The organism is Robertmurraya dakarensis (genome assembly GCF_900156875.1).
GTDB lineage: Bacteria > Bacillota > Bacilli > Bacillales > Cytobacillaceae > Robertmurraya > Robertmurraya dakarensis.
Genome location: NZ_LT707408.1, coordinates 864,994 through 889,975, shown reverse-complemented (window position 1 = coordinate 889,975; position 24,982 = coordinate 864,994). Strand labels below are relative to the sequence as shown.

Sequence of the window (24,982 nt, the reverse complement as noted above, 5' to 3'; positions counted from 1 at the left end):
TATAAAGCGCTTACAGTTTGTATTGATTAGATTTCTCTGCAGAAGTTGATATCCTTAAATAATTTTTAAAATTGGAGTGTTGATTGGTTTCGTCAATATGCTGGGTCAGTTTCGACTTTAACATGACTGTTCTTACAAGCTGATTTTGAAATGAACTCGTTGAAATTGGGACTTGCAGGAATTGATTATTCTTGAACTTTATGATGGTACTGTTCTGCTCCCCTTTTTTATAATCAAATATATGATGATATGCAATCCAAATACAGTCCATATTTTCAGGTGAACTCGTTGGGAAAAAGTAGATAAAGTTTGAAGGGGAAATTGCAATTGGGACCTTATGTGTAACTCCAGTGAGCTTACGCGTTCCCTCTTTCCTGCCTTCGAAACTACTTCCAAAAAACCCACAGCTTTCTTTTATAATCTCGAGTGGTTTAAAAGGAGAAATAAACTCTGCTTCAAACTCAAAAATCTTTGAATACACCTTACTGCCGTATGATAATGGCATTACGGTCATAGTAGAGGAATTAATTTCATATTTATCAACTAAATGATGCGTTTGGTCCATTTTTTCATCTCCTGTGAAAATTATTTCTAACCTATCCTATCATATCAGTAATTTATTTTTTTTTTATGTTTTTTTAAAATTATTCAAAAATAATTCAAAATTTCACTTAATAACTTTTCTAAATTTTTTAAAAATTCTGTTGATTATTTTCTGAAAATTCCATATAATATAAAAAAGCATCCGAGGTGATTTCGATGAAAGAAAAATCTTATTCTGAATTAATGAAATCCGGTGCAATGAATCGCAAGAAGGAAAAGGAAGCGTATGTTTTAAATCTTTACATTGACATGATTTTGTCTGAGGCATTGTTAAACACTGAAAAAGAAAAGTTGACTAGACGCATTGATCAAGCCATTGATAACAGAGACAAAAAAGCATTTCTTCAGTTGTCCTCTCAATTTAAAGAACTTAACAAAAGGTTTGGAACGTAGAATTACTATATCGACAATGTGAAGAAGTCCCTGCCTATTGCGGCAGGGACTTCTTCACGTGAACCATACCGCTCATAAAAAGGAAAAAGGCCCAAAATGGACCTTGCTTACTCTTGATTTCTTTTTTCAATTTCGTATTCCTCAATCATCGAAATACGTTCTAACATGGTTGGATGACCATATCGAAAGATCTTGACTAAAAGCGGGGGATTCACCTGACTTAAGCCAGCTTTTGTAAGTTCTTGGAATGTGGCTATCCCTGCCTCTGAATTCTCGGTCATTTCAATAGCATAACGATCTGCTCTCGTCTCCTGATACCGCGAAACAAAATTCGAAAGAGGACTTGATACAAACAAAAGCATTGACAAAATCATGAGGAACAGCGGTAAAGAGCGAATGTCGTTAACTGCAGGGATTTTTAATGCCTTTCCCCACTTATGAATGATAAGATTCATAAATCGTGATGTTAAGTAAAGACCAACTAAGGATAAAAGAAGATAGCCTCCTATTCCTATATACAGATGTTTCTCGACATAATGGGCCATCTCGTGGGCCATGATAAAAAGAATTTGATCGTCGGTTAATCTATTCAAAGTCGTATCCCATAACACAATCCGGGAATTTGCTCCAATTCCGGTTACATAGGCGTTCAACGCATTCGTTTTTTCCGCCATATTCACTTCAAAAACATGCTCAGCTGGAATATCAGCAGTGCTGGCAAGTTCTAAAATTTTCGTCTCTAACTCCTTGTCCTTTAATGGATAAAAATCATTGTAAAGCGGATCGATAACAACGGGCTGAAGAAACATCATAAATAAAGTGAATGGAACCGATAACAGCCATGCATAAAGCCACCATCTTTTTGTACTTTTGTTCATCAGCCAATAAAGAACAGCCACAATAATAAACATCGTTCCAAAATTTATCCAAAAGTCAATTAATTCATCTTTCATCCATGATGCAAAAGTTTGAGTTGAAATGTTATAGGATTTCGATAATGAATACCCGATATAACTCAAAGGAAATGTTGCAATAAAAGCAAAAAAGGATAACCAAACGACATAGATTGCAGTTCTTACAAGCTTATATTTTGAAGACTGCTCAGACCACCGCTTAAATGCAGAGGATAAGCCTGTCACCAAAATCAACACATAAAAAATCCACTCAAACGGTGTACTAATGAAAAACAAGAAATTCCGATATTTAGAATACTCTTCACTCAGCATGAGCTCTCGTTCATTCAAGAAAGTCTCTGGGTCTGCTTTTGACCCTGTGTATTCAAAAGGCAGACTAGAATCTGCAAAGAAAAACAAATACCAATAAAAAAATAGTCCGTAAATGACATATGCTAAAATTCCATATAGACCAATTTTTCTTGCCATTTCACTCCCCCTCCTTGTTGTACAACCTCTATATCCATTTTAGTAAGTATCCCATCTATTTAGAACTATATGTTAGCATCTCTTAAAATTAACATTAGTAAACAAAAAGCTGGTTCTCTGTGAGAACCAGCTCCATGCAGGTATTAGAAAAAGTAAGAATACACCGATAATACGGCGATCGCCCCTAGGATGACTACAATAATATTTGCACCAAGAAAAGCAGCAATAAATGCCGCTGCAGCTCCAAGAATCCCGTACCAAATATCTTCTTGGATAAAAAAAATACCTGGAAATATCAATGCACCTAATGTAGCGTAAGGAACATTTTTTAAAATCCCCTGTAAAAAGGCTGGTAATTCCTTACCTTTAAATAACACGAAAGGAAGCATTCTTGGAATGTATGTAACAACAGCCATCCCTGCGATCATCCACACTATCTCAGGCTTCATGACCACTCCCCCTTTCTTTATGTCTCATTGTCACAATCATCTCTACTATAATAGCTGACAGCAAGGTGGAAAGAACAATCGCCCATCCGCTGGAAAGGAGTTCAGTACTCATAAATATAATATTGAAACATGCTGCTAACACAGCTAAAAAAACGACTTTCATGCTTTTCTTCATAGAAGGGACTAACAAACCAATGAACATCGCGTATAAAGCAACAGACATACTTTCCTGCAAAGTTTGAGGCAAACTGGAACCGATTAAAAAGCCTACACCTGAAAAGATCCCCCAGCTCGCATATGCAACCAAATTAAGACCAAACATATAACCGGTTGAAATGGTTCCTTCTTTAACGGCAGCAACAGAAAAGGTCTCATCCGTTATCCCGAACGCATACAGCGCCTTTACGAACGGTTTATCGTCTTCTGTTTTTTCATTTAAGGATGCAGACATAAGGAAATGCCGTATATTTACAATAAATGTACTGAGAATAATTTCAAAGATCCCTGTTCCAAGGGCCAGCAGACTTAAGCTCATATACTGTGCCGCACCAGCATAAACAGCAAGGCTCATTAGCAGGGTTTCCCCAATAGATAGTCCCGTTGTTTTTGCTAATAAACCAAAGGTTATCGCCACTGGAAAGTAGCCAATTCCAATGCTGATTCCTGATTGAAAGCCTCTCCGGAATTCAGTAGCCGATTTTTGCAGAATCATTTCAGACATGGTCGCATCACCTCATTCGTTTCATTAAATAATATGTAAAAAATCCCCAATAAATAATAGTATAGTAATCTTATAGAAAATATCAACCATAATTTAGCATTAAAAGAAAACACATGGAAAACCATGTGTTTGAATGACCAACTTTTTAATAAAAAAGTAATTTAAATCAACACAGCCCGATCGCTGTTCATTTTCTCTCCACGAATTCGCTGGAACTCTTCTAACAGCTTTTCAACCGTTAATTGCCGTTTTTGTCCTTCATTGGCTTGGAAAATAATCTGTCCTTTGTCCATCATAATTAAGCGGTTCCCAAGGTCCAATGCTTGCTGCATATTATGTGTAACCATTAGTGTGGTTAATTGGTACTCTTTAACGATTTCCTTCGTTAAATGCGTTATTAGCTCAGCTCTAGAAGGGTCTAATGCTGCAGTATGTTCATCCAAAAGAAGGATTTTAGGTTCAGTAAAAGTCGCCATTAATAATGACAACGCTTGACGTTCCCCTCCTGAAAGAAGCCCTACCTTTGCTTGGAGACGATTTTCAAGATTTAGATGGAGCATTTCTAGCTTTTCCTTGAAAAAATCGCGTTTCTTTTTGGAGACTCCTTTTCCAAGTCCTCTCGATTCTGTTCTAGCATAAGCAATCGCCAAATTTTCCTCAATGGTCATCGATGGAGCTGTTCCTGCCATTGGATCCTGAAATACTCGCCCAATCAATCTGGATCTTTTATGTTCTTTAATATTTGTTACATCATTTCCGTCAATTTTCACTTCACCGATATCAGGAGTGAGTTTTCCAGATATCATGTTCATTAAAGTGGACTTCCCTGCCCCGTTACTTCCAATGACGGTTACAAAATCCCCTGGTTCAAGCGCTAAATTGACATGATCAAGCGCAATCTTCTCGTCAGGTGTTCCCTCATTAAAAACTTTATAAATCTGATTTAACTGTAGCAAGATTTTCACCACTTTTCTCGTTAGCTTTTTCGTTTACGCTTTGTTTGAAAGATACCATTCTCTTTTTCTTTCTTTGTTTTTCACGCTGAAAATCAATAATTCTAGGAATAACAAGTGCACAGACCACAATGAATGCTGTGATTAATTTCATATCGCCTGTTTCTAAGAATTCTACTCGTAACGCCAATGTAATAATAATTCGGTAAAGGATCGCTCCGCCAATAACAGCTAGAGTAGCTCTAATAATATTCTTTGCTCCAAAGACAGCTTCACCAATAATAACGGAAGCAAGACCTGTAACAATCATCCCGATTCCCATTCCAACATCTGCAAATCCGCCAAACTGTGCAATTAGTCCTCCAGAAAGAGCAACTAAACCGTTAGAAAGACCTAGACCAAGAATTTTTAAGTTATCTGTATCTGCTGAAAAGCTTTTGATCATTGTTTCATTGTCACCAGTAGCTCTGATCGCCAACCCAATATCTGTCTTCAAGAAGAAATCAATCGCGAACTTAATAGCAAATGCAAGAACAAGCATAAAGATAAGAATTCCCCAAGTCTTAGGAATAAAACCAGCTAAGCCGATAGAAGTAAATAAAGATGAGATTCCTTCATCAATCTTTAGCCCTTTCCAGAAATCTGTGATCATTGTAATAACCGTTGATTCCTGTAACAAAGGAACATTTGATTTACCCATAATACGAAGATTAATAGAATAAAGAGCAATCATCATCAGGATCCCTGATAGCAATGGGTTAATCTTTCCTTTTGTATGCAGTAGTCCTGTAAAACATCCGGCAATAAAACCAGCAATCATCGCAGCAATCGTAGCAAGAAACGGGTTCGTTCCGCCAACAATTAGGATAGATGCTACAGCGGCACCTGTTACAAAGCTTCCATCTACTGTTAAATCCGGAAAATCTAGTATTCTAAATGATAAGTAAACACCTAGAGCCATTAATGCATATATAGCACCGGCTTCTAAGGAGCCAAAAATCGCAGTAAACATCGTATCTTCCTTTCTATAAAAACTTCAGTAGAAAATAACTGTTAAGAGTAGAATGAAGGGCTTCTGAACATCATTTTAGAAGCCCTTTTTGTTTTACTCAATAAATTCAGCTATATCGTTCCACTCATCTTTCAATTCAACATTCATTTCCTCTGCTGCTTTTTTATTAATAAGAAGCTTTAAGTTTTGCGGATATTGAACTGGAAGATCAGCAGTCGTCTTTTCACCCTTTAAGATTTGAACGGCCATCTGCCCTGCTTCATAGCCAATATCTTCATAATTAAATCCGTAAGCTGCGAATCCGCCTCTATCGACAGAGTCAAGCTCACCAACAAATAACGGCATATCATTATCATTAGCAACCTGCACTACTGATTCTAAAGCAGAAACCACTGTGTTATCCGTAATAATATAAAAAACGTCTGCTTTTCCAATTAAGGATTCAGCAGCCTGCTTTACTTCTGCAGAAGTCGAAACAGTTGCTTCAGCTAATTCTAAATCCGTTCCTTCCATCGCTTTCTTAATAAGATCGATTTGTGAATTTGAGTTTTGTTCACCTGAATTATAAACAACACCAATTGTCTTAGCCCCAAGTTGTTCATCGATAAATTTAACCGTGTTTGGAATAGCTTCAGGATGGTTATCAAGAGTTCCTGTAATATTTTCCCCTGGTTCATCCATTGCTGTTACAAGACCGGCTCCAACTGCATCTGTTACTGAAGTAAAAACAATGGGAATTTCTTTCGTTGCGTTCAGTGCACTTAGTGCACTTGGCGTAGAATTAGCAAATATCAAATCTACATTGTCTCCAACAAAGTTGTTGGCAATAGTTGCGGCATTATTTTGATCATTCTGAGCGTTTTGGATATCAAATTCCACTTCTAACCCAGCTTCTTCTAAAGCCTTTTGAAATCCTTCCGTTGCTGCATCAAGCGAAGGATGCTCAACAATCTGAGTAATTCCTACCGTATAAGCTTCTGTTTTTTCCTCACCGCCAGATGTAGTTGATTCCTGATTTTCAGGTTCTTCTGTCGATCCACATCCGCTTAAGAAAAGCGCACTCATTAAACCAAAAGCAGCTATTGATTTTACATTCTTCAACATTGTATTTATCCCCCTAATTTTTCTCTTTGTCGCTTTTATGCTTTTGTGTACTAAAATAATAATAATTATCTAGAATTATATAATTATTCACTAGTATATTTCAAGTATTTTCGCATAAAGTTTAAAATTTTTCGACAATAACTTTTGAAATAGGACAATCTGATATTTTTCCAGAAAAGTAATATTGTAACTTTTTACCATTAAAATCATATAAAAAAACCCTTTAGATTACTCTAAAAGACAATTCAACTCGTTTACCTTGAATAGAGAGAATTTAATAGATAATAAGGATACAGAAATTTGTGATTCTACCAATTAATTGGGTGGCAGATTCGTGAATTTTGTTAAGTAACCAAACAGAAGAGGGCAAAAAACAATGTTTATGCCCTCTCAAGATATTTCATTAACTGCTCACTACTTGTTCTTTCAATGCTCTTCTTAAGATTTTACCAGTTGTATTTTTAGGCAGCTCTTCTAAAAAATCCACGGATGAAGGAATTTTGTATTTAGCTAAATGCTCACTGCAGTAATTCAGCACGTCAGTTTCTGTTAAGTCAGGGTTTTTACTGACTACATAGCTTTTAACCACTTCACCTAAATTAGGATCAGGTACCCCGAGCACTGCTGCTTCTACAATGTCTGGATGCTGATAAAGCACCTCTTCAATTTCACGTGGATATACATTGTATCCCCCAACTAAGACAATATCTTTTTTGCGGTCAACGATATAAAAATAACCTTCTTCATCCATTGTTGCAATATCTCCAGTATAAAGCCAGCCATCCCTGATTGCCGCTTGCGTTTCCTCCGGCATTTTATAATACCCTTTCATTACATTTGGTCCGCGAACAATAAGCTCTCCTGCTGTCCCAACCGGCACTTCTTCACCTAATTCGTTCACAACCTTATTTTCTACGTTAACAATCGATTGTCCAATCGATCCTGGTTTTCTAGGTCTGTCTAACGGGTTGAAACAGGTAACTGGTGAGGCTTCTGATAATCCATACCCTTCGGAAATTCTCACATTAAACTTTTTCTCGAAATTTTTAAGCAACGCTACAGGCATGGCTGCTCCGCCTGAAATGCAGAGCCTCAAAGACTGCAGGTCCTGTGGATCTCCCTCTGGGTATTGAAAAAGGAAGTTATACATAGTCGGAACACCAGCAAATACAGTAGGCCGATATTCTTTTCCTAATCTGAAAATTTCTTTCGGACTGAACTTTGGATCGATTAAAATCGTTGCTCCACACAAAAGCGGAGCATTAAGAGCCACTGTCATACAGAACACATGGAACATTGGCAATGTGGTAATCACCCGATCCTCTTCATTCATACGTAAATAACTACCCACATCACTAGCATTAGAATAAAGGTTTTTATGTGTTAGCATGGCTCCTTTTGGCTTACCCGTCGTTCCCGAAGTATATAAAATGACAGCAGTCTCATCCTCTTGCAAATCTGGTCCTTGATAACTTAGCTCGCCAGTTGCGACAACATCTGTAAATTTTTTCAGTTTTGGATAAACAGATAGCTGTGTGATATCAAGATTGCTTTCCTTTCCCTGTGGTGTTTCGCAGATAATGTAATGCTCAACCTTAGGCAGCATATTATGCATTTTTTCTGCTAGAGGAACTAATAAATCCAATGCAATAATCGCTTTTACATCACCATTGTTTAAAATATAGCCAATCTCATCTGGTGTATAGATCGGATTGATAGGAATCACCGTTGCCCCAAGACGAAGGGCACCATACATTCCTATTACAAAAAAAGGAGAGTTCCCCAAAATCAAACCAACGTGATCTCCTTTTTTTACCCCGAGACTTTCTAACCCTGAAGCAAATTTCGTAATAGCACCATCTAATTCAGCATATGTACTCCATTGATCCATGAAGTGATACGCCGGTTTTTCAGGAAGCCTTTTTGCAGTTTCATGCAATTGCGAAGATAAATCCATTTCTCCATCCCCTTTACTTCTGAATGAATAGTCATTCATAGTACGTTTTTTAAAAAAATTTCATAAATAAATTATATTAGAAAAAGTCTGTCTATACAAGTGAAACCGTATACATACAAGAATTTTCGAAAAATTCTGTACTAAAACTCAAAAAAACAACGATGCCATAAGACATCGTTAGTAAAGTAAGTTCGCAAAATCCTCTTTCGTAATATTTCCAAAATAATGTTTTATGTCAATACCTTCTACTATGCGGTCTATTTCACCCTTTTCATAGCGGATGCCGACTAATTTTTGTTCAAGGTCCGCAACGTCTCCTACACCAAAAAAATCGCCAAATATTTTACAATTTTCAATAACTCCTTTATTTACCTCGAGACGGACATCAATTTGCCCTACCGGGAAGCGGTGCGAATTTTGATAATTGAATTTAGGTGATTTCCCATAATTCCAATCCCAATTTTGATAACGTTCTTTCGAGATCCTATGAATAGAATCCCAATCATCTTCCGTTAGTACATTTTCCTGTATATGTTCCTTCCCACCAAAAATCCCTTCTAATAAAATCATTCTAAAATCTTCAATCGAAATTTTTTCTTTGAGAAATTCTGAAATATTGGCCACTCTGCTGCGGATTGATTTAATACCCTTTGATTCAATCTTATCTTTCTTCACCTTTAGAGCTGATACAACATTTTCAATTTCTGAATCTAACATTAGAGTACCATGACTGAACATTCTTCCTTTAGTAGAAAACTGAGCATTTCCAGAGATCTTTCTTCCTTCCACAACAATATCGTTGCGGCCGCTAAGTTCAGCTTCAACACCAAGCTGCTTTAATGTCTTGATAACAGGCTCTGTGAACTTCTTAAAGTTATGGAAACTATCGCCATCATCTTTAGTAATAAAACTATAATTCAAATTCCCTAAATCATGGTAAACTGCCCCGCCACCAGAAAGCCGCCTTACCACTTTAATATTGTTATCTTCTACATATTCAGTATTTATTTCTTCAATAGTGTTTTGGTTTTTACCAATGATAATGGAAGGGCCATTTATGTAGAAAAGAAGATAATTTTCATTAATGTCCAGATTTTTTACCGCATGTTCTTCAATAGCAAGGTTAATACTTGGATCTGTAATCCCTTTATTATCTATAAATAGCATGATCTTTTCTCCTTTTAAATGTTAATCACTTTCCCATATTCCGCTAATGTAATCGGACCTTTATATTTCTGACCTGCTTCGTTTACAAGATTCTCAATATCACCATGATGTGGTAAATGAGTTAAGAGAAGTTGTCTTGACTTTGCGTTTTCAGCTAATGTGCCAGCATCAATACTGTTCATATGACCCGCATTTTTTCCATCCTGCCCGCTGTAAAAGTTACACTCACAGATAAGAAGGTCACAATCTGCACTAAAATCAACAAGTTCATCTTTGAATGATGTATCGGCTGTATATACAATAGATTTTCCATCTGCTTCAAATCTCATGGCAAAACATGCTGCAGGGTGGTTTGTCCTTAAGAAAGTCACCTTAAAAGGTCCAACCTGTAATGGAAGAGATGGGTCATATTCTACACCCTTTGTTACTTCTTTATAAGTCAGCTTTAGGAACTCCTGTTCATCCAGCCTGTGGCCATATACTGGCAAGCGTTCAGGTTTTTTTCCTAAGAATCCTTGAATGTATCGTGCGTGTTGTAACACCCCAATGTCAGCGATATGATCTGGATGATAATGAGAAAGAAGGACAGCATCAATTTTCTCTGGTTTCAAAAAATTTTGCAGCTTCGATAATACCGCACTTCCAAAGTCAATCATGATATGAAAGCCGTTGTGTTCTAGCAAATATCCAGAGCTCGCCCCATCTTTTTTAGGATATCCTCCCCAAAATCCAATGATCGTTAATTTCATAAATTCGCCTCCTTATGAATAGATTACACCTGTGCATAAATAATTATTGAGTCATTCGCAAAATTGTCAAAAAATAATTAAAACAATCGTTGACTTTATTAATCTGTTATAATACAATAAAAACAAGTTAACTGTTATATTACAAATTAAAAATAATACTATCTGTACTACACACCCAAATTATAAGGAGGCTATTTTCAATGATTGAAAGCATCGTAGAATTCTTTAAAAACTTACCTGCAAAAGAGTGTGCTGAGTGTGGAAACAAAATCGAAGAACAGCATGAATGCTACAGCAACAAGTGTGACAACTGCTTACACGTAACAAACCTTTAATTTTGTTAAATTCCTATTTTCATAGGTTTTATAATTACATGTTTGTGGATTCAGAATGCCTGATATTGCGTTTTGCTCCATAATCCCTTCCAAGTTTGAACCAGCTATCCTATCCAGATAGCTGGTCTTTTTTATGTTCTTGTTATGTAACAGTTTAAAAAACACCATTTGCCGCCGCTAAGAATGGCAGAAATCGTCTTTTTTTCTTATCCTTTAAATCCTTTAGAGACGTCACACTCTTTTAAAGTATAAAAAGAAGATCTTTTTAAGACCTTCTTTTTAAGGTTATAATGCTAAATAATTTAATACCTTAGTAACGGCCGCTTCCCCTTGGTCAATACAATCAGGCACTCCCAAACCTTCAAAAGAACTGCCTGCCAAAAAGACTCCAGGTAATTCCTTTTCTGTCTGTTCTAAACAATAGGATATTCTTTGCTTATGTCCTACCGTATATTGAGGCATCGCATCTTTCCATCTCGAGATGACCGCATATTCAGGTTCCATCGTAATATTCATTGTTTTATTCATATCTTCTAACACCAGTTTTATAATTTGATCATCAGATAAATCAACGATCGTATCATGACCTGCTCGGCCAACAAAACATCGAAGCAGTACCTTATCTTCAGGACATGAATGAGGCCATTTTTTATGAAGCCATGTACAAGCTGTAATCGAATAGTCACTGTTTCTTGATACAACAAATCCCGTTCCATCAATATCTTTCTTGATTGCTTCTTTTGGAAAAGCTAATGCAACATTTGCCACTGACGTAGCCGGCATTTTTTCAAACACTTGAAAAAATGAGTAGTCCCGGAAAATGTCTTTAAGAACATGGTGCGGTACGGCAGAAATCACAGAGTCCGCCTGAATCACTTCATTATTGTTGAATTTCAGGCAGTAGCGCTCTTGGTCTTTCCATACTTGTTCAACACGATGACCTTTTAAGACTGTGTGATCTTCAAGTTTATTCTCAACAGCTTCAATAAGGGACTGCAATCCATTTCTTGGAGTTAAAAACATCCCCATTTTCTTTTCTTTTTGTGCCCCGCTTTTTTTAGGTGCAGGAGCCATCTTTTTCATCCCTAAGACGAGACTTCGATATTTTTGTTCAGCTTGGTAAAATTGTGGAAAAGTTGACATTAAGCTCATTTGATCAATATCACCAGCATAAATACCTGATAATAACGGCTCAATTAAATTCTCTACCACTTCATCACCTAACCTGCGGCGAAAGAACTTCCCAAGTGATTGGTCTTCAGCAGGTTCTGACCTAGGCATAACAAAGTCACCCGCAGCTCTCATTTTACCTGAGAAGGAAAATAAACCTGTTGTAACAAAGGGGAGGATTTGAGTAGGAATACCCATAATGGACCCTCCAGGCATTGGATGCAGCCGGTTCCTTGCCAGCACAAAGGATTTCCCAGCGGTGTTGCTCACCAGTGTATCCTCAATTCCTACTTGTTTGGCAAGTCTAGAAGCACTTTGTTTTCTCGCTAAAAAAGAATCTGGCCCCTTTTCAATCACATAACCGTCCTTAACTACAGTTTGGATTTTTCCCCCTAATCGATGCGATGCCTCGATTAATAAAACCTCAAGCGGTAGTTTTTTCTCCCTTGCTTCTTTCTGTAAATAGAAAGCTGCTGTGAGTCCCGTAATTCCTCCCCCAAGAATTACAACCCGTTTCTTTCCCTCGGACACTTTTTATCGCCTCTTTATCTTAGATTCAATTACTTTTTAGACAGCAAATCTAAAATCACAGTTCCCATTGCTTCTATAAATAGCGGGTTTGTATTAGGCATTTCAGGTCTGTAGTAGCCTACTCCTAGTTCTTCTGTGACAACCTTACATTCGTAATCATTGTCGTACAGCACCTCTAAATGATCAGCTACGAAACCAACCGGCGTGTATACAAACGCTCTAAAACCATGCTTTTCGTACAGTTCTCTAGTTAGGTCTTGAACATCTGGTCCTAACCATGGCTCTGGAGTGTTTCCAGCACTTTGCCATCCTAAAAATACATGGTTTATCCCAGCACCTTCTGCGATCAGATCAGCAGTTTCTTTTAGCTGTTGTGGATATGGGTCACCTAATTGCAATATTTTTTCAGGTAAACTATGTGCAGAAACAATTAATGCAGCCTGTTCTCTTTCCTCTGCTGGCATTTTTTCAAACGTATCTTTCACTTGTTCTACCCAGAATTGTATAAATTTCGGTTCTTTGTACCAGCTCTCTACTGATTTTATTGCCGGCCCGCCTAATTTTTCAGCTTCCTCGGCTGCACGGCCGTTATAGGACTTGATGCTAAAAGTAGAAAAATGCGGTGCAAGCACAATACTTACCGCTTCTTCAATACCGTCATCATGCATTTGTTTTACAGCATCCTCAATAAAAGGAGCAATATGTTTTAAACCAATGTACATTTTAAATTCAATTTCATCTTGAACATCGTTTAAATGCTTTTCTAATTGTTTTGCCTGATTTACGGTAATTTCAGCAAGAGGAGATGTGCCCCCAATTGCTTCGTAGCGGTTTTTCAAGTCCTCTAACATCTCTGGCGACGGCTTTCTCCCATGCCGAATATGTGTATAATATGGCTCAATATCTTCTTCTTTATATGGAGTGCCGTATGCCATTACGAGCAGACCCATTTGCTTTTTCATAGTGTTTTTCCACCTCGATTTTTTATCTTCAAAAATTAATAATGCCAAAAAGCCTGATGTTTTTTCAAAGGAAATGCTCTATGCGAGGTGTTATTGCCCTAGTTTTCCAGCTGAATACTCATGGACAAATTTCGTTAATTTCTTTAACGTCTCAGGATTTACATCAGGGAATACACCATGACCTAAATTGAAAATATAGCCAGGACATCCCATTCCTTGATCAAGGATAACTTTTGCTCTTTCCTCGATAACCTCCCATGGAGCTAACAGAATTGCAGGGTCAAGATTTCCTTGAACCGTCTTTGTGATCCCCATCTCACGCGCTCGGCTAATTGGAAGACGCCAGTCAAGACCGACAACATCTAAGGGAAGGTCATGCCATTCCAGAGCAAGATGACTAGCACCAACACCAAACATAATAAGCGGCACATTTTCTGTACGCAGCTCCGTAAAGATTCGATGCATGATTGGTTTAATAAAATAACGATAGTCTTCTACATTTAACGCCCCTACCCACGAATCAAAGATTTGTACCGCCTTGGCACCAGCTTTAATCTGCGACTTCACGTACGTGATCGTTGTTTCAGCAAGCTTATCCATCAAAGCAAACCATGTATCTGGCTGAGCATACATAAGAGCCTTCGTTTTATTGTAATTCTTCGACGGCCCTCCTTCGATCATATAACTTGCTAATGTAAATGGTGCCCCGGCAAATCCAATTAAAGGGACTGAGAGTTGTTCTTCCGTCAATAACTTAATCGTATCAAGCACATACGGAACATCTCTTTCAGGTTGTATTTCTCCTAAGCTTTCAACATCATTGAAGGAACGAATTGGATTCGAGATAACCGGACCAATGCCCGCTTTTATTTCGACATCAACCCCGATTGCTGGCAGCGGCGACATGATATCTTTATACAGTATTGCTGCATCGACATTATATTGTTCAACCGGGAGCCTGGTCACATACGCGCAGAGTTCAGGCTGGTGTGTTATTTCAAAAAGAGAATATTTCTTCTTGATCTCACGATATTCGGGCTGCGATCTGCCTGCTTGCCTCATATACCAAACAGGAACATAGTCTGTTTTTTCCCCTCTGGCAGCTCTTAAAAATGTATCGTTTATTTCTTTCACCATGAAAACAAGTCCACCTTTCAAGACAATCCAATCCAAATTATTACTTATAGGAATATCCATTATTTATTAAAGTTTTTTATACTTATTCTAATATAGCCTCTGAACATGAAGTTGTACAGCATACCGCTAGATCTGTCAAAAAATAGTCGTATTTATAATAGTGTTACTTGATCAAATGAATTTATTTACTCTTTTATAACGAAAATTGATTGACATATGATTGATAATAAAAGCCTCGGCAATCCATTAATTCTTGATGATTCCCTCTTTCGATAATCACTCCATCATGAATGACCAATATCACATCAGCATCTTCAATCGTTTTTAATCGATGAGCGATTACAAAGCTGGTTCGGCCTTTCATTAGATTCGTTAAGCCTGTTTGGATCTCCACTTCTGTTTTTGTATCGATACTGGATGTCGCTTCATCCAAGATTAAAATATCCGAATTAGAAAGAATTGCCCTGGCAATAGCAATAAGTTGTTTCTGACCTTGACTTAAATTAGTCCCCCCTGGTGAAATCATCGTTTTGTATTTTAACGGCAAATGTTTTATAAAACGATGAGCAGACGCAGTTTTCGCTGCTTCAATCACTTCTTCATCTGACGCCTCAAGCCTTCCATAGCGAATATTTTCCATGATGGTCCCTGAAAATAGATAGGTATCCTGCAAGACCATTCCAATATTTTTACGTAAATCATTAATTTTATATTGCTTTATATTTCTTCCATCAATGGTGATTTCACCAGAATCCACATCATAAAATCTTGTTAATAAATTGATAACCGTCGTTTTCCCGGACCCTGTTGGACCAACAATCGCAACAGTCTGCCCTCGTTTCACCTGCAAATTAATATCCTTTAGTACAGGTTTGTCTTTTTCATAACCAAAAAAGACATGACTGAATGCTACCTCCCCATTGAAAGAGTCTACTCTAACTGCTTTCTCTGAATCACACAAATCAGGAACTTCATCCATAATCTCAAACACTCTCTCCGCCCCTGCTATCGCTGCTTGAAAGGTATTCAATAAAGTAGACATTTGATTAATAGGCCTAAAAAACTGACGAGAATACGTTACAAAAGCTGCAATCACCCCGATTGTCGCCATCTCATTTAAAGTTAACAGTGCCCCAACAGCAATGATTAATCCTAATCCTAAGTTATTAATAAAGTTATTTACTGGCCCAAGTGTGCCTGATAGAATTTCAGCTTGAGTTGAGGAATTTCTTAATCTTTCATTTACATGAGAAAACTTTCGAAATACTTTTTCTTCGTTACCAAATAAAGTGATCACCTCAAGACCTGATATCGACTCTTCTACTATTCCGCCAAGCTCACCTAGGTCTCTTTGTCTCTTAATAAAATTACTTCTACTATATTTTATAATGAACTTTGTTGAAAAAAAGATCAGTGGAACTATTACAAGTGAGACAAAAGCCAAGATTGGATTTAGATAAAACATCGCAATTAACACACCAATAACCGTCAATATGGTCGAAAATATTTGAACCACACTTTGACTCAGCGCATTATTCAGCTGATCAATGTCATTGGTAACCCTGCTCATTAATTCTCCATGTGTACGCTTATCAAAGAATTTAATCGAAAGTGCTTGAAATTGGTTGAACAGATCTTGTCTTAGGTTTTTGATGGTTAAAAGCGAGATATTAATCATTAAGTACGATTGCATCCACGTAAAAAAGGAAAAAGCAATATAAATAACAGCCAGGAGGCCAGCCATTTTCATCGTCCCGCTAACGTTTTTTGGAATAATGTAATCATCAACAATGATGCCAATAAAATAAGGCCCCAGCAAACCAAGCAAAGTTGTAACAAAAACGATTACAATTGCAGAAATTAGAGCCGTCTTTTGTTTTTTCATGTACTGCCATATCCGCTTTAACGTACCCTTGCTGTCTTTTGCTTTTACGATCGGACCTCCTAATCTTCCCCTCCCATGCGGGTGCCCGCCGAATCCTCCTGGAGAATTAGAAGGAGGAAGTTTTGCCGCTTGCTGACTCATGAAGAATCTCCTCCTTTCCACCCTGAGTTAGATATATTTCTTGGTAAACTGAGCAATTTCTCAGCAGTTCCTGATGGGTGCCGATTCCCACCATATTTCCATCCTCCATAACCAAGATTTGATCCATATTGATAATAGAAGAAATTTTGCTCGCAATCATAAATGTGGTTGTTTCGTGAAAATCAGTATGTAACGCCTTTTGAATTGCTTTTTCGGATAATGCATCAACAGCCGAGGTTGAATCGTCTAAGATGAGGATAGCAGGTCTTCTTAAAAGAGCACGGGCAATTGACAACCGCTGTTTTTGACCGCCAGAAAGATTGCTCCCTCCTTGCGTCAGTTTGTGCTCGTATCCTTCTTCCAGATTTTCAATAAATTCCACAGCATTTGCACTAGCCGCTGTCTGCTCTATTTCAGTACTGCTAGCGGATTCGCTGCCAAATGTGATATTTTCCTTGATGCTTCCAGAAAAAAGAATTGGTTTTTGAGGTACAAATCCAATCGATGCTCTTAAAATTTGCAGATCATACTCCCTAATATCTCTTCCATCAAGCAAAATTCGTCCTGAATCCACATCATACAAACGCGATATAAGTTTAATCATTGTAGATTTTCCACTGCCAATTGATCCAATGATCCCAATTTTCTCTCCGCTTTTTACCTTGAAGGTAATATCTTTCAGGACAAGCTCTCCATTTTTGCTATAGCTGAATCCAACATGCTGGAATTCAACATCTCCTAAGATTTTTTCAGGGCGGTGAGGATGGGCCGCTTCTTCTATCTCCAATTTCCTTGTTAATACTTGGGTAATTCGATCTGCTGAAGGGAAAGCTCTTGTAATCGCCATCAGTACATGGCTGCTGCCAATTAAAGCTGTTAATGTAATATTTAAATAGTTAATAAAGGCCAAAATAACTCCTACCTGCGTGGTGCCTTGATCCACTTTTATGACACCCATCCATAGTGCTGCGACGATTCCGATATTCACAACAAAAAGCATGACCGGCATTAAAGCCATCATCGTTTGGCTGGCACCTGTATTGACCGTTGTTAAGTCCTCATTCACTTGCGAGAAGTTCTTTTTTTCATATTCTTGTCTTCCAAAAGCTTTTACTACTCTTACACCTGCTAAATTTTCCTGCAATTTTGTATTCACTTTATCAATTGCTTCTTGTACCTTTTTGAACATTCTTCCAGCTTTATTGATAAAAAACCAATTAAATAAAACTAGAAGCGGAATTAACACTAGCAGTATTGGAAAAAACTCTCTTGCTGAGATGAACACAATCACGACACTTCCTATAAAAAGAAGCGGATTTCTCACTAGTACTCTTAAAGTTGACATGACCGCCATTTGAACGGATGTAATATCATTAGTGGATATCGTAATGAGCTTTCCGGTTCCAAAGCAATCTGCATCTTTCCCAGAGAATCTTTCAACTTTCCGAAAAACATCCTGCCTAATATCTGCAGCAAAATTGACAGCTGCCTTTGTGCTGTATACAGAAGAACCAATACCGCCTCCTAAACCAATAATGGCAGCTCCAATCATAATCAGCCCCATTTTAATGACGTAGGAAGAATCACCTTTCGCAATTCCCTCATCAACAATGAGCTGTAATATCATCGGTTGAACCAAGTCCATGGATACCTCAATTAACATAAAAACTGGCCCTAAAACCGCAAAGAGTTTATATGGTTTTAAATACCGAAGTAACTTTACCAGGGATGACATCTCTTTTCCTTCTTTCCCTTTTAAAATATATATAGCCCCCAGCCCAGAGGTTCGGATAAATTATAATGTTCTTTCCATCTCAATACAATTGATATAGCATTGCATAGGTTAATCTATTTAAATCCAAAAAGGGTGACCAAAAGGAATTTGGTCACCCTCTCAACTATGCACAAAAGTCACAATAAAACCGAAACATTCTACACTGAATCAGGATTACTTTTTTCTGTTTCTCGTTCATGCAGGATCATTCTGATTCCCGGCTTTGGCCTTAACGTAATCAACGGCTGCGTTTTTACTTTTTCTTGCTCAGTGGTTAACCTAAACTGATAGCGGCTGGCTAAACAGGCCAAGACAAGGACCATTTCCATAAAAGAAAAATGATTTCCAATGCATACCCGCGGTCCACCGCCAAATGGGAAGTATGCGTAAGCTGGCAGCTTCTTTAGCAGATCATTATCAAATCTCTCTGGGTTAAATTCATCTGCTTTTTCAAAGTATTCAGGACTGCGGTGCATTACATACTGACTCATGAGGACAGTTTCCCCTTTTTTAAAAAGATACCCGCCAATTTCCACGGTCTTGTCCACTTCTCTGCCAATTACATAGGCTGGGGGAAATAAGCGAAGTGATTCCCAGATTACGTTCTGTGTATACTTCAAGCTTGAAAAGTGTTCTGGTCTAATTGTTTTTCCTCTAATAACGGAATCTATTTCAGCATGCATCTTTGCTTCTTTATCTGGGTGCTGTGCCAGCAAATACAGCGTCCAAGACAAAGCATTTGCCGTCGTCTCATGCCCGGCCAAAAATATCGTCATCAGTTCATCACGGATTTGTTTGTCTGTCATGCCTGTCCCATTTTCATCATCTCGTGCAGCCATGATCATCCCCAGCAAATCTTCTTTTTGTATCCCCCCTCTCCTTCTCTGGTCGATAATATTAAAAAGGACTGCATCCAGCACTTTTGCGGCTTGTTTGAATTCGCGGTTTGATTTAGATGGTAACCATAACGGAAGTGGAATCGCCCTTCTCATTCGCTTAATGGCCAGCTTCATCACTTTTTCTACTGCTTCCCCCACCAATTCATAACCTTCTTTTAAGTCCATGCTGAACATCGTTTTGCTGATAACTCCCAGCGTAATATTCATCATCTCTTCCGTAATCTCAGTTTCCATTCCGTGTTTCCACATTTGTACATAATGCTGAGCAACATCTATCATATCCTGACCGTATGACGCTACATGTGTCTTCTTAAACGCAGGCTGAATCAACCTCCTCTGACGCATGTGTACATCTTTCTCACTAGTCAAAAGCCCTTCACCAAGAAGCGCTTTGAGTGATCGTATATCACTAGATTTAATAAAGTTTTTTTGTTTAGTTACAAGAACTTCCTTTATTAATTCTGGATCTGATAGCAGTATTACTTTCTGTGATGGACCAAGTTTAAAGCGAACAACCTGTCCATAATTTCTTGAAAGTTTTTGCATAAAAGATAATGGATCGCGCTGGAATTCCTTTAAACGACCAGAAAAGATTGAACCCCCGGGCGCTTGCGGAATGTTTCTCTTAGAAAATGAATCTATCAAAAATCTTTCCTCCTTCCACACCTGTTTTACGTAAACAGGAAGACATACTCGTTATATATTAATTAAATCCTCCATAATAAGTGTAAAAAATGATAAAAGAACCCCCGCCCTTTTTAAGGTGAGCGGGATGGGCGAATATCTTCCTCATTTTGTAAAAACCAATAGCAATCAATAGAATAGTTAACTGCACCATTTTAAGCACGCTTCACATTGCGGCGTATAAGATATAGTAAGTGAAATTTTGGAAAGGAAGGAGATATATGAAGAAGAAGCCTTTGAATCTAAGAAATTTAGCAGTACTTGGAGGCAGATACGAAAAAAAGCTAAATGAACTTATAAAGGACAAGCTTAACAATCATTCCGTGATTGATTTTGCTAATTCAGAAATGAAAAATCATGTAAAAATACTGAGGCATCTTCGTCAGTTAAATGAAGACGCTGCTCAAGCATTAAATCTTCCAACGAAAGAGGATATCGCGAATGTCGCAAAACTAAACATGCAGCTCGAAGAAAAACTGGATAAAATGGACGCTCAGCTTTCGAAACTCCTTGAAGAAGGCAGGACAAAAAAGAAAAAGGAAAAGAAAAAGAAAAAACATAAAGATAGCAAAAAATTTCACAAGCAAAAAAATAACCCTCAGAATGAAAATAATGGAGAAGCAGCAGAAGTAGAAACAGAAACAGAAAATTCAGGTAAGAAGAAAGCACTTTATGCACTATTAGCAAATCCTCTTGTTCCAACTGGTAATGAACAATATGTACGTGCTCTTGAAGATATCCTCCAAAGAAGGAGAAATAATCGTGACAAACATTCCTCGTAAGCTAAATTTTCGTTCACTTTGGAATAAAGATGATCTAAAAGTTGGACAGACGCCCAGATCAGCTATTTGGAAAAGAAATAAAGCAACCCTTTGGTATTATCCAGCCGCTGCTAAAAGTAAAAAACACCAAACTCCTCTCTTTCTTGTTTATTCTCTTGTCAATCAAGCATATATATTAGACCTTGGACCAGGCTCCAGTATGATTGAAGGCTTTACGAAACAAGGCTACGATGTGTACATGCTCGATTTTGGCAGCCCAAGGTACGAGGACAAACACCTTACACTCGGACACTATGTAATAGACTATATTCAAACTGGAGTACAAAGGGCCCTTACTCATTCATCTGCGGCAGAAATTACCGTCATTGGCTACTGTCTCGGAGGTACACTCGCAGTAATGTACGCAGCCCTGGCAAATGAACCTATTAAGAATCTAGTTTTATTCGCAGCTCCTATTGATTTCAGTAAAGTTCCTTATATGGACAACTGGCACAAGGCTCTTAAAGAAGGTGACTTAAAAGTAGATGAACTCATTGATGAATATGGAGTTGTACCTGCAAGAGTAATGGAATTATTTTTCCGAATAGTCACTGGTCCTGTTAATGTTTCTCCCTATTTAGCTCTACTTGGAAGAAGTGATGATCAAAAATATGTAGAAAGATGGAGAAGGTTTGATAAATGGGTGAAAGACCATGTTCCATTTGCGGGTACTGCATTAAAGGAGCTTATTCATGATCTTGTAATCGCCAATAAATTGATCAAAAACAAGCTGGTGATCCGTAAGAACAAAGTCAACCTCAAGAAAATAAAGGCTAATCTATTTGTTGTATCAACTGAAGGAGACCAGTTAATTCCAGAGGAGATGATTCGTCCATTAATGGACAAGGTCGGTTCCAAGGATAAGACTTATAAACGTGTTAAAGGCGGACATGTCACACTTGCTATTAAAGGCGGCATCCCCGATTTCCTAACAGATTGGCTGGAGAGCAGAACATGATTTAGAGAGGATCCCTATGATGGGATCTTTTTTGTTTTTTTAAATTCCCCGCCTGTCATCGGATGTTTTGTAAGTTCCTCCAATAATGGTATATACTCTTTGGTAAATCTTGAAGTTAGACTGGAGGAATATGATTGTGACTGAACACAAATATAAAGGCTATATCGGTACCTACACAAAAGGGGATAGCAAAGGGATTTATTCCTTTACACTAGATGTGAAAAATGCAGCAGTTTCTGACCTAAAATTAGCAGCCGAGTTGGAGAATCCTACCTATTTATCTATTAGCGCTGACAACCAACATCTTTATTCTGTCGTAAAAGACGGCGATCAAGGCGGCGTTGCGGCTTTTACCATTGAGGAAGACACAGATATGTTAACTGAATTGAACCGCCAGCTGAGCCCAGGAGCACCACCATGTTATGTGAGTGTAAGCCCGCAAAATCAGTATCTCTTTACAGCCAATTATCATAAAGGAACAGTTGAAAGTTACCCGCTGGGAGAAAACGGCGGAAATATACATTCCGTTTCATCTGTTATCGAACATTCTGGCTCAGGGCCAGATCCTAGACAAGAAAAGCCTCACACACATTATTCGGCCCTTACTCCAGATGAAAAGTATGTAGCAGTAGCCGAGTTAGGCACTGACAAAATCTATACATATGAGGTAAACGACGGAATCCTTAAAGAAGCGAACTCTCTATCTGTTGCTCCTGGAAGCGGGCCGCGTCATCTTACTTTTCATCCAAATGGGAAATACGCCTATGTTATGACTGAGTTCAGTTCAAAGGTTATTGTTCTATCCTACCGCAGTGAAGATGGCAGCTTTACAGAGCTCCAATCACTGTCTACCTTACCGGATGATTTTAAAGAAAATAATCAAGGCAGTGCGATTCATATTTCTTCTGACGGAAGATTCGTCTATGCCGGCAATCGCGGGCACAACAGCATTGCAGTGTTCTCTGTTGATGAACAGACTGGAAAGCTTCAATTTGTGGAACGTATCTCCACAGAAGGAGATTGGCCGCGTGATTTTGCATTAGATCCATCAGAAACGTTCCTGCTTGCATCAAATCAGGAATCAGGCAATCTTGTTTTATATTCTAGAGACACTGACAGTGGTAAATTAACGCTTTTAACAGCCGATATTGCTGTCCCACACCCAGTTTGTGTAAAGTTTCTGCATGCCTAGGGTCAGGTGAAAATTCACTAAAAGAGAAAGCCGATTTAGATGTTTCCACCTATACCGGCTTTCTCTTTAGTTTCTTATTAACCACTTCATATAATGTAATAAAAAGATACGTCCAGACGTATCCTAGAAAAAATCCTCCCCATACATCAGATGGATAATGCGCACCGAGAACATTTCTGCTTATTCCGACAAGCAGGATTAATAGACCAGCAAGGATTCCAACCAGCCACTTTAATGACTTTACCTTGCTATCCTTTATTAAAAAATAAGCAATAAGCATATATACGGTAAGACCGACCATGGCATGTCCGCTTGGAAAGCTTAAACTATGCAGATCTGTTGACGGAGCCGTAACCGGGCGAGGCCTCCCCGCCATCTCTTTTATCCATTTATTCACCTCATTTCCGATGGCAACAGCAAACACAAAGACCGCCATGCCAAGATAATCCCGTTTTTTCCACCAAAGAACAGCAAGAAATAAAATACCAATAACTCCGATTCCCATCGTTGACCCAAATCCACTGATCATTTCAAAAAACGGGGCTGCTCCATCAGGAACGATTTTTGCAGCCACTGCAGACCCCCATGCATCAAGACGTTCTATTGATCCGTCTATAACAGCATTAATGATCAAAATGGAAATCAGCAAAGATACTGCAGCACTAATAATAGCAATTCGAGATCTCCCAAACACCACTCCTTAACCTCCATTCTCTAAATCTATTAACTATATTATCAGAATACAATTGTAATGGAGAGGATATTTCCACTAAAGAACGAATGATATAATAAAATAAAAGCAAGAGGGAGAGAAGGCCATGATCAATAAACTATTTCAAAAATTAGAGGCAGGCTACGAAGAAATGGTAGATATTCGCCGATATCTGCACAAGCATCCTGAACTTTCTTTTCAAGAGATAAACACTGCTGGCTATATTAAAAAATACTATGAGGATCTTGGAATTGAAGTGAGAGGAAACGTCGGCGGCAATGGTGTTGTCGCGAAAATATATGGTGTAAAACCAGGTAAAACGATTGCACTTCGAGCTGATTTTGATGCCCTGCCCATTCAAGATGAGAAAGATGTTCCTTACAAGTCACTAGTACCAGGTGTCATGCATGCTTGCGGGCACGATGGTCACACAGCTACATTGCTAGTTCTCGCTAAAGCTCTTCATGAATTGCGTGATGAACTGCAAGGAACTTATGTGATGATCCACCAGCATGCAGAGGAATATGCTCCTGGAGGGGCAATTTCGATGATCGAGGACGGCTGTCTTGAAGGAGTTGACGCCATTTTCGGCACTCATTTATGGGCAACGGAGCCGACAGGTGTAATTCAATATCGGAAAGGTCCGATTATGGCCGCTGCCGACCGCTTCGAAATTACTATTAAAGGCCAGGGTGGTCACGGGGCACAGCCACACAAAACAAAGGATGCCATCGTCACAGCTTCACAGCTTGTCATCAACCTTCAGCAAATTGTCAGCAGAAAAGTCAATCCTGTTGATTCAGCTGTTGTCACGGTAGGATCCTTTTTATCAGAAAATGCATTTAATATCATCGCGGACAAAGCAACGCTGATTGGCACTGTTCGTACTTTTAATGAAGATACACGTACTTCTATTGAAAAAGAAATACAACGAATCGTCAAAGGTACATGTCTTACAACAGATACAGAATACGAGTTTGAATATTTCAGAGGTTATCCCGCTGTCGTTAACCATGAGGAGGAGACAGACTTCTTAATAGAATGCGTTCAAGATTTGCCTGAACCTATTGAATTAGAAGAGTCAGAACCCCAGATGACTGGAGAAGATTTTTCTTACTATCTTCAGCATGTAAAAGGTACCTTCTTCTTTACAGGAGCAAAACCAGAAGGTGTCGCAACTGCTTATCCACACCACCACCCGAAATTCGATATAAATGAGAAAGCAATGCTAATTGCTGCTAAAACACTTGGGATAGCAGCATTGAAATATTAAACCAAAACCCCAAAGCCA

General features: G+C 38.3%; 23 protein-coding genes. 6 read left to right on the top strand and 17 right to left on the bottom strand.

Features of this window, described 5'->3' with window-relative positions:
* Positions 1 to 10 precede the first annotated feature (10 nt).
* Complete coding sequence (locus CZ487_RS05475; RefSeq protein ID WP_077211131.1) at positions 11 to 565, bottom strand: competence protein ComK; 555 nt, start codon at positions 563 to 565, stop codon at positions 11 to 13.
* A gap of 194 nt (positions 566 to 759) precedes the next feature.
* Here CZ487_RS05475 and CZ487_RS05470 point away from each other — a divergent pair, with 194 nt between their 5' ends.
* On the top strand, positions 760 to 996 hold the full coding sequence (locus CZ487_RS05470) for an IDEAL domain-containing protein (RefSeq protein WP_077211130.1): 237 nt from the start codon (positions 760 to 762) through the stop codon (positions 994 to 996).
* A 107-nt stretch (positions 997 to 1,103) separates the two neighbouring features.
* On the opposite strand, the gene CZ487_RS05465 is transcribed toward CZ487_RS05470, so the two are convergent.
* From CZ487_RS05465 to CZ487_RS05425, 9 genes are all read right to left on the bottom strand, one after another.
* Positions 1,104 to 2,378 carry a M48 family metallopeptidase gene (locus CZ487_RS05465; RefSeq protein ID WP_077211129.1) on the bottom strand — a complete coding sequence of 425 codons (1,275 nt, stop codon included), beginning with the start codon at positions 2,376 to 2,378 and terminating at the stop codon, positions 1,104 to 1,106.
* 143 nt (positions 2,379 to 2,521) lie between these two features.
* Positions 2,522 to 2,827: an AzlD domain-containing protein gene (locus CZ487_RS05460; RefSeq protein ID WP_077211128.1), complete on the bottom strand. Its 306-nt coding sequence runs from the start codon at positions 2,825 to 2,827 to the stop codon at positions 2,522 to 2,524.
* Positions 2,817 to 3,548: an AzlC family ABC transporter permease gene (locus CZ487_RS05455; RefSeq protein ID WP_077211127.1), complete on the bottom strand. Its 732-nt coding sequence runs from the start codon at positions 3,546 to 3,548 to the stop codon at positions 2,817 to 2,819. Before CZ487_RS05455 ends, CZ487_RS05460 begins: the two co-directional genes overlap by 11 nt.
* Positions 3,549 to 3,709: 161 nt before the next feature.
* Positions 3,710 to 4,504 carry an ABC transporter ATP-binding protein gene (locus CZ487_RS05450; RefSeq protein ID WP_077211126.1) on the bottom strand — a complete coding sequence of 265 codons (795 nt, stop codon included), beginning with the start codon at positions 4,502 to 4,504 and terminating at the stop codon, positions 3,710 to 3,712.
* Positions 4,479 to 5,513 (bottom strand): ABC transporter permease, encoded by a 1,035-nt coding sequence (locus CZ487_RS05445; RefSeq protein WP_077211125.1) that lies wholly within the window; start codon positions 5,511 to 5,513, stop codon positions 4,479 to 4,481. Before CZ487_RS05445 ends, CZ487_RS05450 begins: the two co-directional genes overlap by 26 nt.
* Positions 5,514 to 5,606: 93 nt before the next feature.
* Positions 5,607 to 6,617: an ABC transporter substrate-binding protein gene (locus tag CZ487_RS05440; RefSeq protein WP_077211124.1), complete on the bottom strand. Its 1,011-nt coding sequence runs from the start codon at positions 6,615 to 6,617 to the stop codon at positions 5,607 to 5,609.
* 403 nt (positions 6,618 to 7,020) lie between these two features.
* Positions 7,021 to 8,574, bottom strand: a complete 1,554-nt coding sequence (locus tag CZ487_RS05435) for a fatty acid--CoA ligase family protein (protein ID WP_077211123.1) — start codon at positions 8,572 to 8,574, stop codon at positions 7,021 to 7,023.
* A gap of 177 nt (positions 8,575 to 8,751) precedes the next feature.
* Positions 8,752 to 9,741 carry a lipoate--protein ligase gene (locus tag CZ487_RS05430; protein WP_077211122.1) on the bottom strand — a complete coding sequence of 330 codons (990 nt, stop codon included), beginning with the start codon at positions 9,739 to 9,741 and terminating at the stop codon, positions 8,752 to 8,754.
* 14 nt (positions 9,742 to 9,755) lie between these two features.
* Positions 9,756 to 10,490, bottom strand: coding sequence for an MBL fold metallo-hydrolase (locus CZ487_RS05425; RefSeq protein ID WP_077211121.1), 735 nt, complete (start codon positions 10,488 to 10,490; stop codon positions 9,756 to 9,758).
* Positions 10,491 to 10,690: 200 nt separating this feature from the next.
* Here CZ487_RS05425 and yhfH point away from each other — a divergent pair, with 200 nt between their 5' ends.
* Positions 10,691 to 10,825 carry a protein YhfH gene (gene yhfH / locus CZ487_RS05420; protein WP_077211120.1) on the top strand — a complete coding sequence of 45 codons (135 nt, stop codon included), beginning with the start codon at positions 10,691 to 10,693 and terminating at the stop codon, positions 10,823 to 10,825.
* Between the two features lie 285 nt (positions 10,826 to 11,110).
* On the opposite strand, the gene hemY is transcribed toward yhfH, so the two are convergent.
* The 6 genes from hemY to CZ487_RS05390 form a co-directional block, all read right to left on the bottom strand.
* Entirely contained in the window at positions 11,111 to 12,526 is a 1,416-nt protein-coding gene (gene hemY / locus CZ487_RS05415) for a protoporphyrinogen oxidase (RefSeq protein ID WP_077211119.1), read from the bottom strand.
* Between the two features lie 29 nt (positions 12,527 to 12,555).
* Positions 12,556 to 13,488, bottom strand: coding sequence for a ferrochelatase (hemH, locus tag CZ487_RS05410; RefSeq protein WP_077211118.1), 933 nt, complete (start codon positions 13,486 to 13,488; stop codon positions 12,556 to 12,558).
* 90 nt (positions 13,489 to 13,578) lie between these two features.
* Positions 13,579 to 14,625, bottom strand: a complete 1,047-nt coding sequence (gene hemE / locus CZ487_RS05405) for a uroporphyrinogen decarboxylase (RefSeq protein ID WP_077211117.1) — start codon at positions 14,623 to 14,625, stop codon at positions 13,579 to 13,581.
* Positions 14,626 to 14,818: 193 nt separating this feature from the next.
* The gene (locus CZ487_RS05400; protein WP_077211873.1) at positions 14,819 to 16,561 is read right to left on the bottom strand and encodes an ABC transporter ATP-binding protein; all 1,743 of its coding nucleotides are present in this window, start codon (positions 16,559 to 16,561) and stop codon (positions 14,819 to 14,821) included.
* Between the two features lie 55 nt (positions 16,562 to 16,616).
* Positions 16,617 to 18,386: an ABC transporter ATP-binding protein gene (locus CZ487_RS05395; RefSeq protein ID WP_077211116.1), complete on the bottom strand. Its 1,770-nt coding sequence runs from the start codon at positions 18,384 to 18,386 to the stop codon at positions 16,617 to 16,619.
* Positions 18,387 to 18,583: 197 nt separating this feature from the next.
* Positions 18,584 to 19,969 carry a cytochrome P450 gene (locus tag CZ487_RS05390; protein WP_237562806.1) on the bottom strand — a complete coding sequence of 462 codons (1,386 nt, stop codon included), beginning with the start codon at positions 19,967 to 19,969 and terminating at the stop codon, positions 18,584 to 18,586.
* Between the two features lie 260 nt (positions 19,970 to 20,229).
* On the opposite strand from CZ487_RS05390, the gene CZ487_RS05385 reads away from it, so the two are divergent.
* From CZ487_RS05385 to CZ487_RS05375, 3 genes are all read left to right on the top strand, one after another.
* Positions 20,230 to 20,790, top strand: a complete 561-nt coding sequence (locus tag CZ487_RS05385; RefSeq protein WP_077211115.1) for a hypothetical protein — start codon at positions 20,230 to 20,232, stop codon at positions 20,788 to 20,790.
* A complete protein-coding gene (locus CZ487_RS05380; protein WP_237562805.1) occupies positions 20,771 to 21,787 on the top strand; it encodes an alpha/beta fold hydrolase in 1,017 nt (338 codons plus the stop codon). The genes CZ487_RS05385 and CZ487_RS05380 overlap by 20 nt, the downstream gene beginning before the upstream one ends.
* A 130-nt stretch (positions 21,788 to 21,917) precedes the next feature.
* Positions 21,918 to 22,979, top strand: coding sequence for a lactonase family protein (locus tag CZ487_RS05375; protein ID WP_077211113.1), 1,062 nt, complete (start codon positions 21,918 to 21,920; stop codon positions 22,977 to 22,979).
* Positions 22,980 to 23,028: 49 nt separating this feature from the next.
* Here the strand turns inward: CZ487_RS05375 and CZ487_RS05370 are convergent, their stop codons facing one another.
* Positions 23,029 to 23,676 (bottom strand): phosphatase PAP2 family protein, encoded by a 648-nt coding sequence (locus tag CZ487_RS05370; RefSeq protein WP_077211112.1) that lies wholly within the window; start codon positions 23,674 to 23,676, stop codon positions 23,029 to 23,031.
* A 121-nt stretch (positions 23,677 to 23,797) separates the two neighbouring features.
* On the opposite strand from CZ487_RS05370, the gene CZ487_RS05365 reads away from it, so the two are divergent.
* Positions 23,798 to 24,964, top strand: a complete 1,167-nt coding sequence (locus tag CZ487_RS05365) for a M20 family metallopeptidase (protein WP_077211111.1) — start codon at positions 23,798 to 23,800, stop codon at positions 24,962 to 24,964.
* Positions 24,965 to 24,982: the final 18 nt, after the last annotated feature.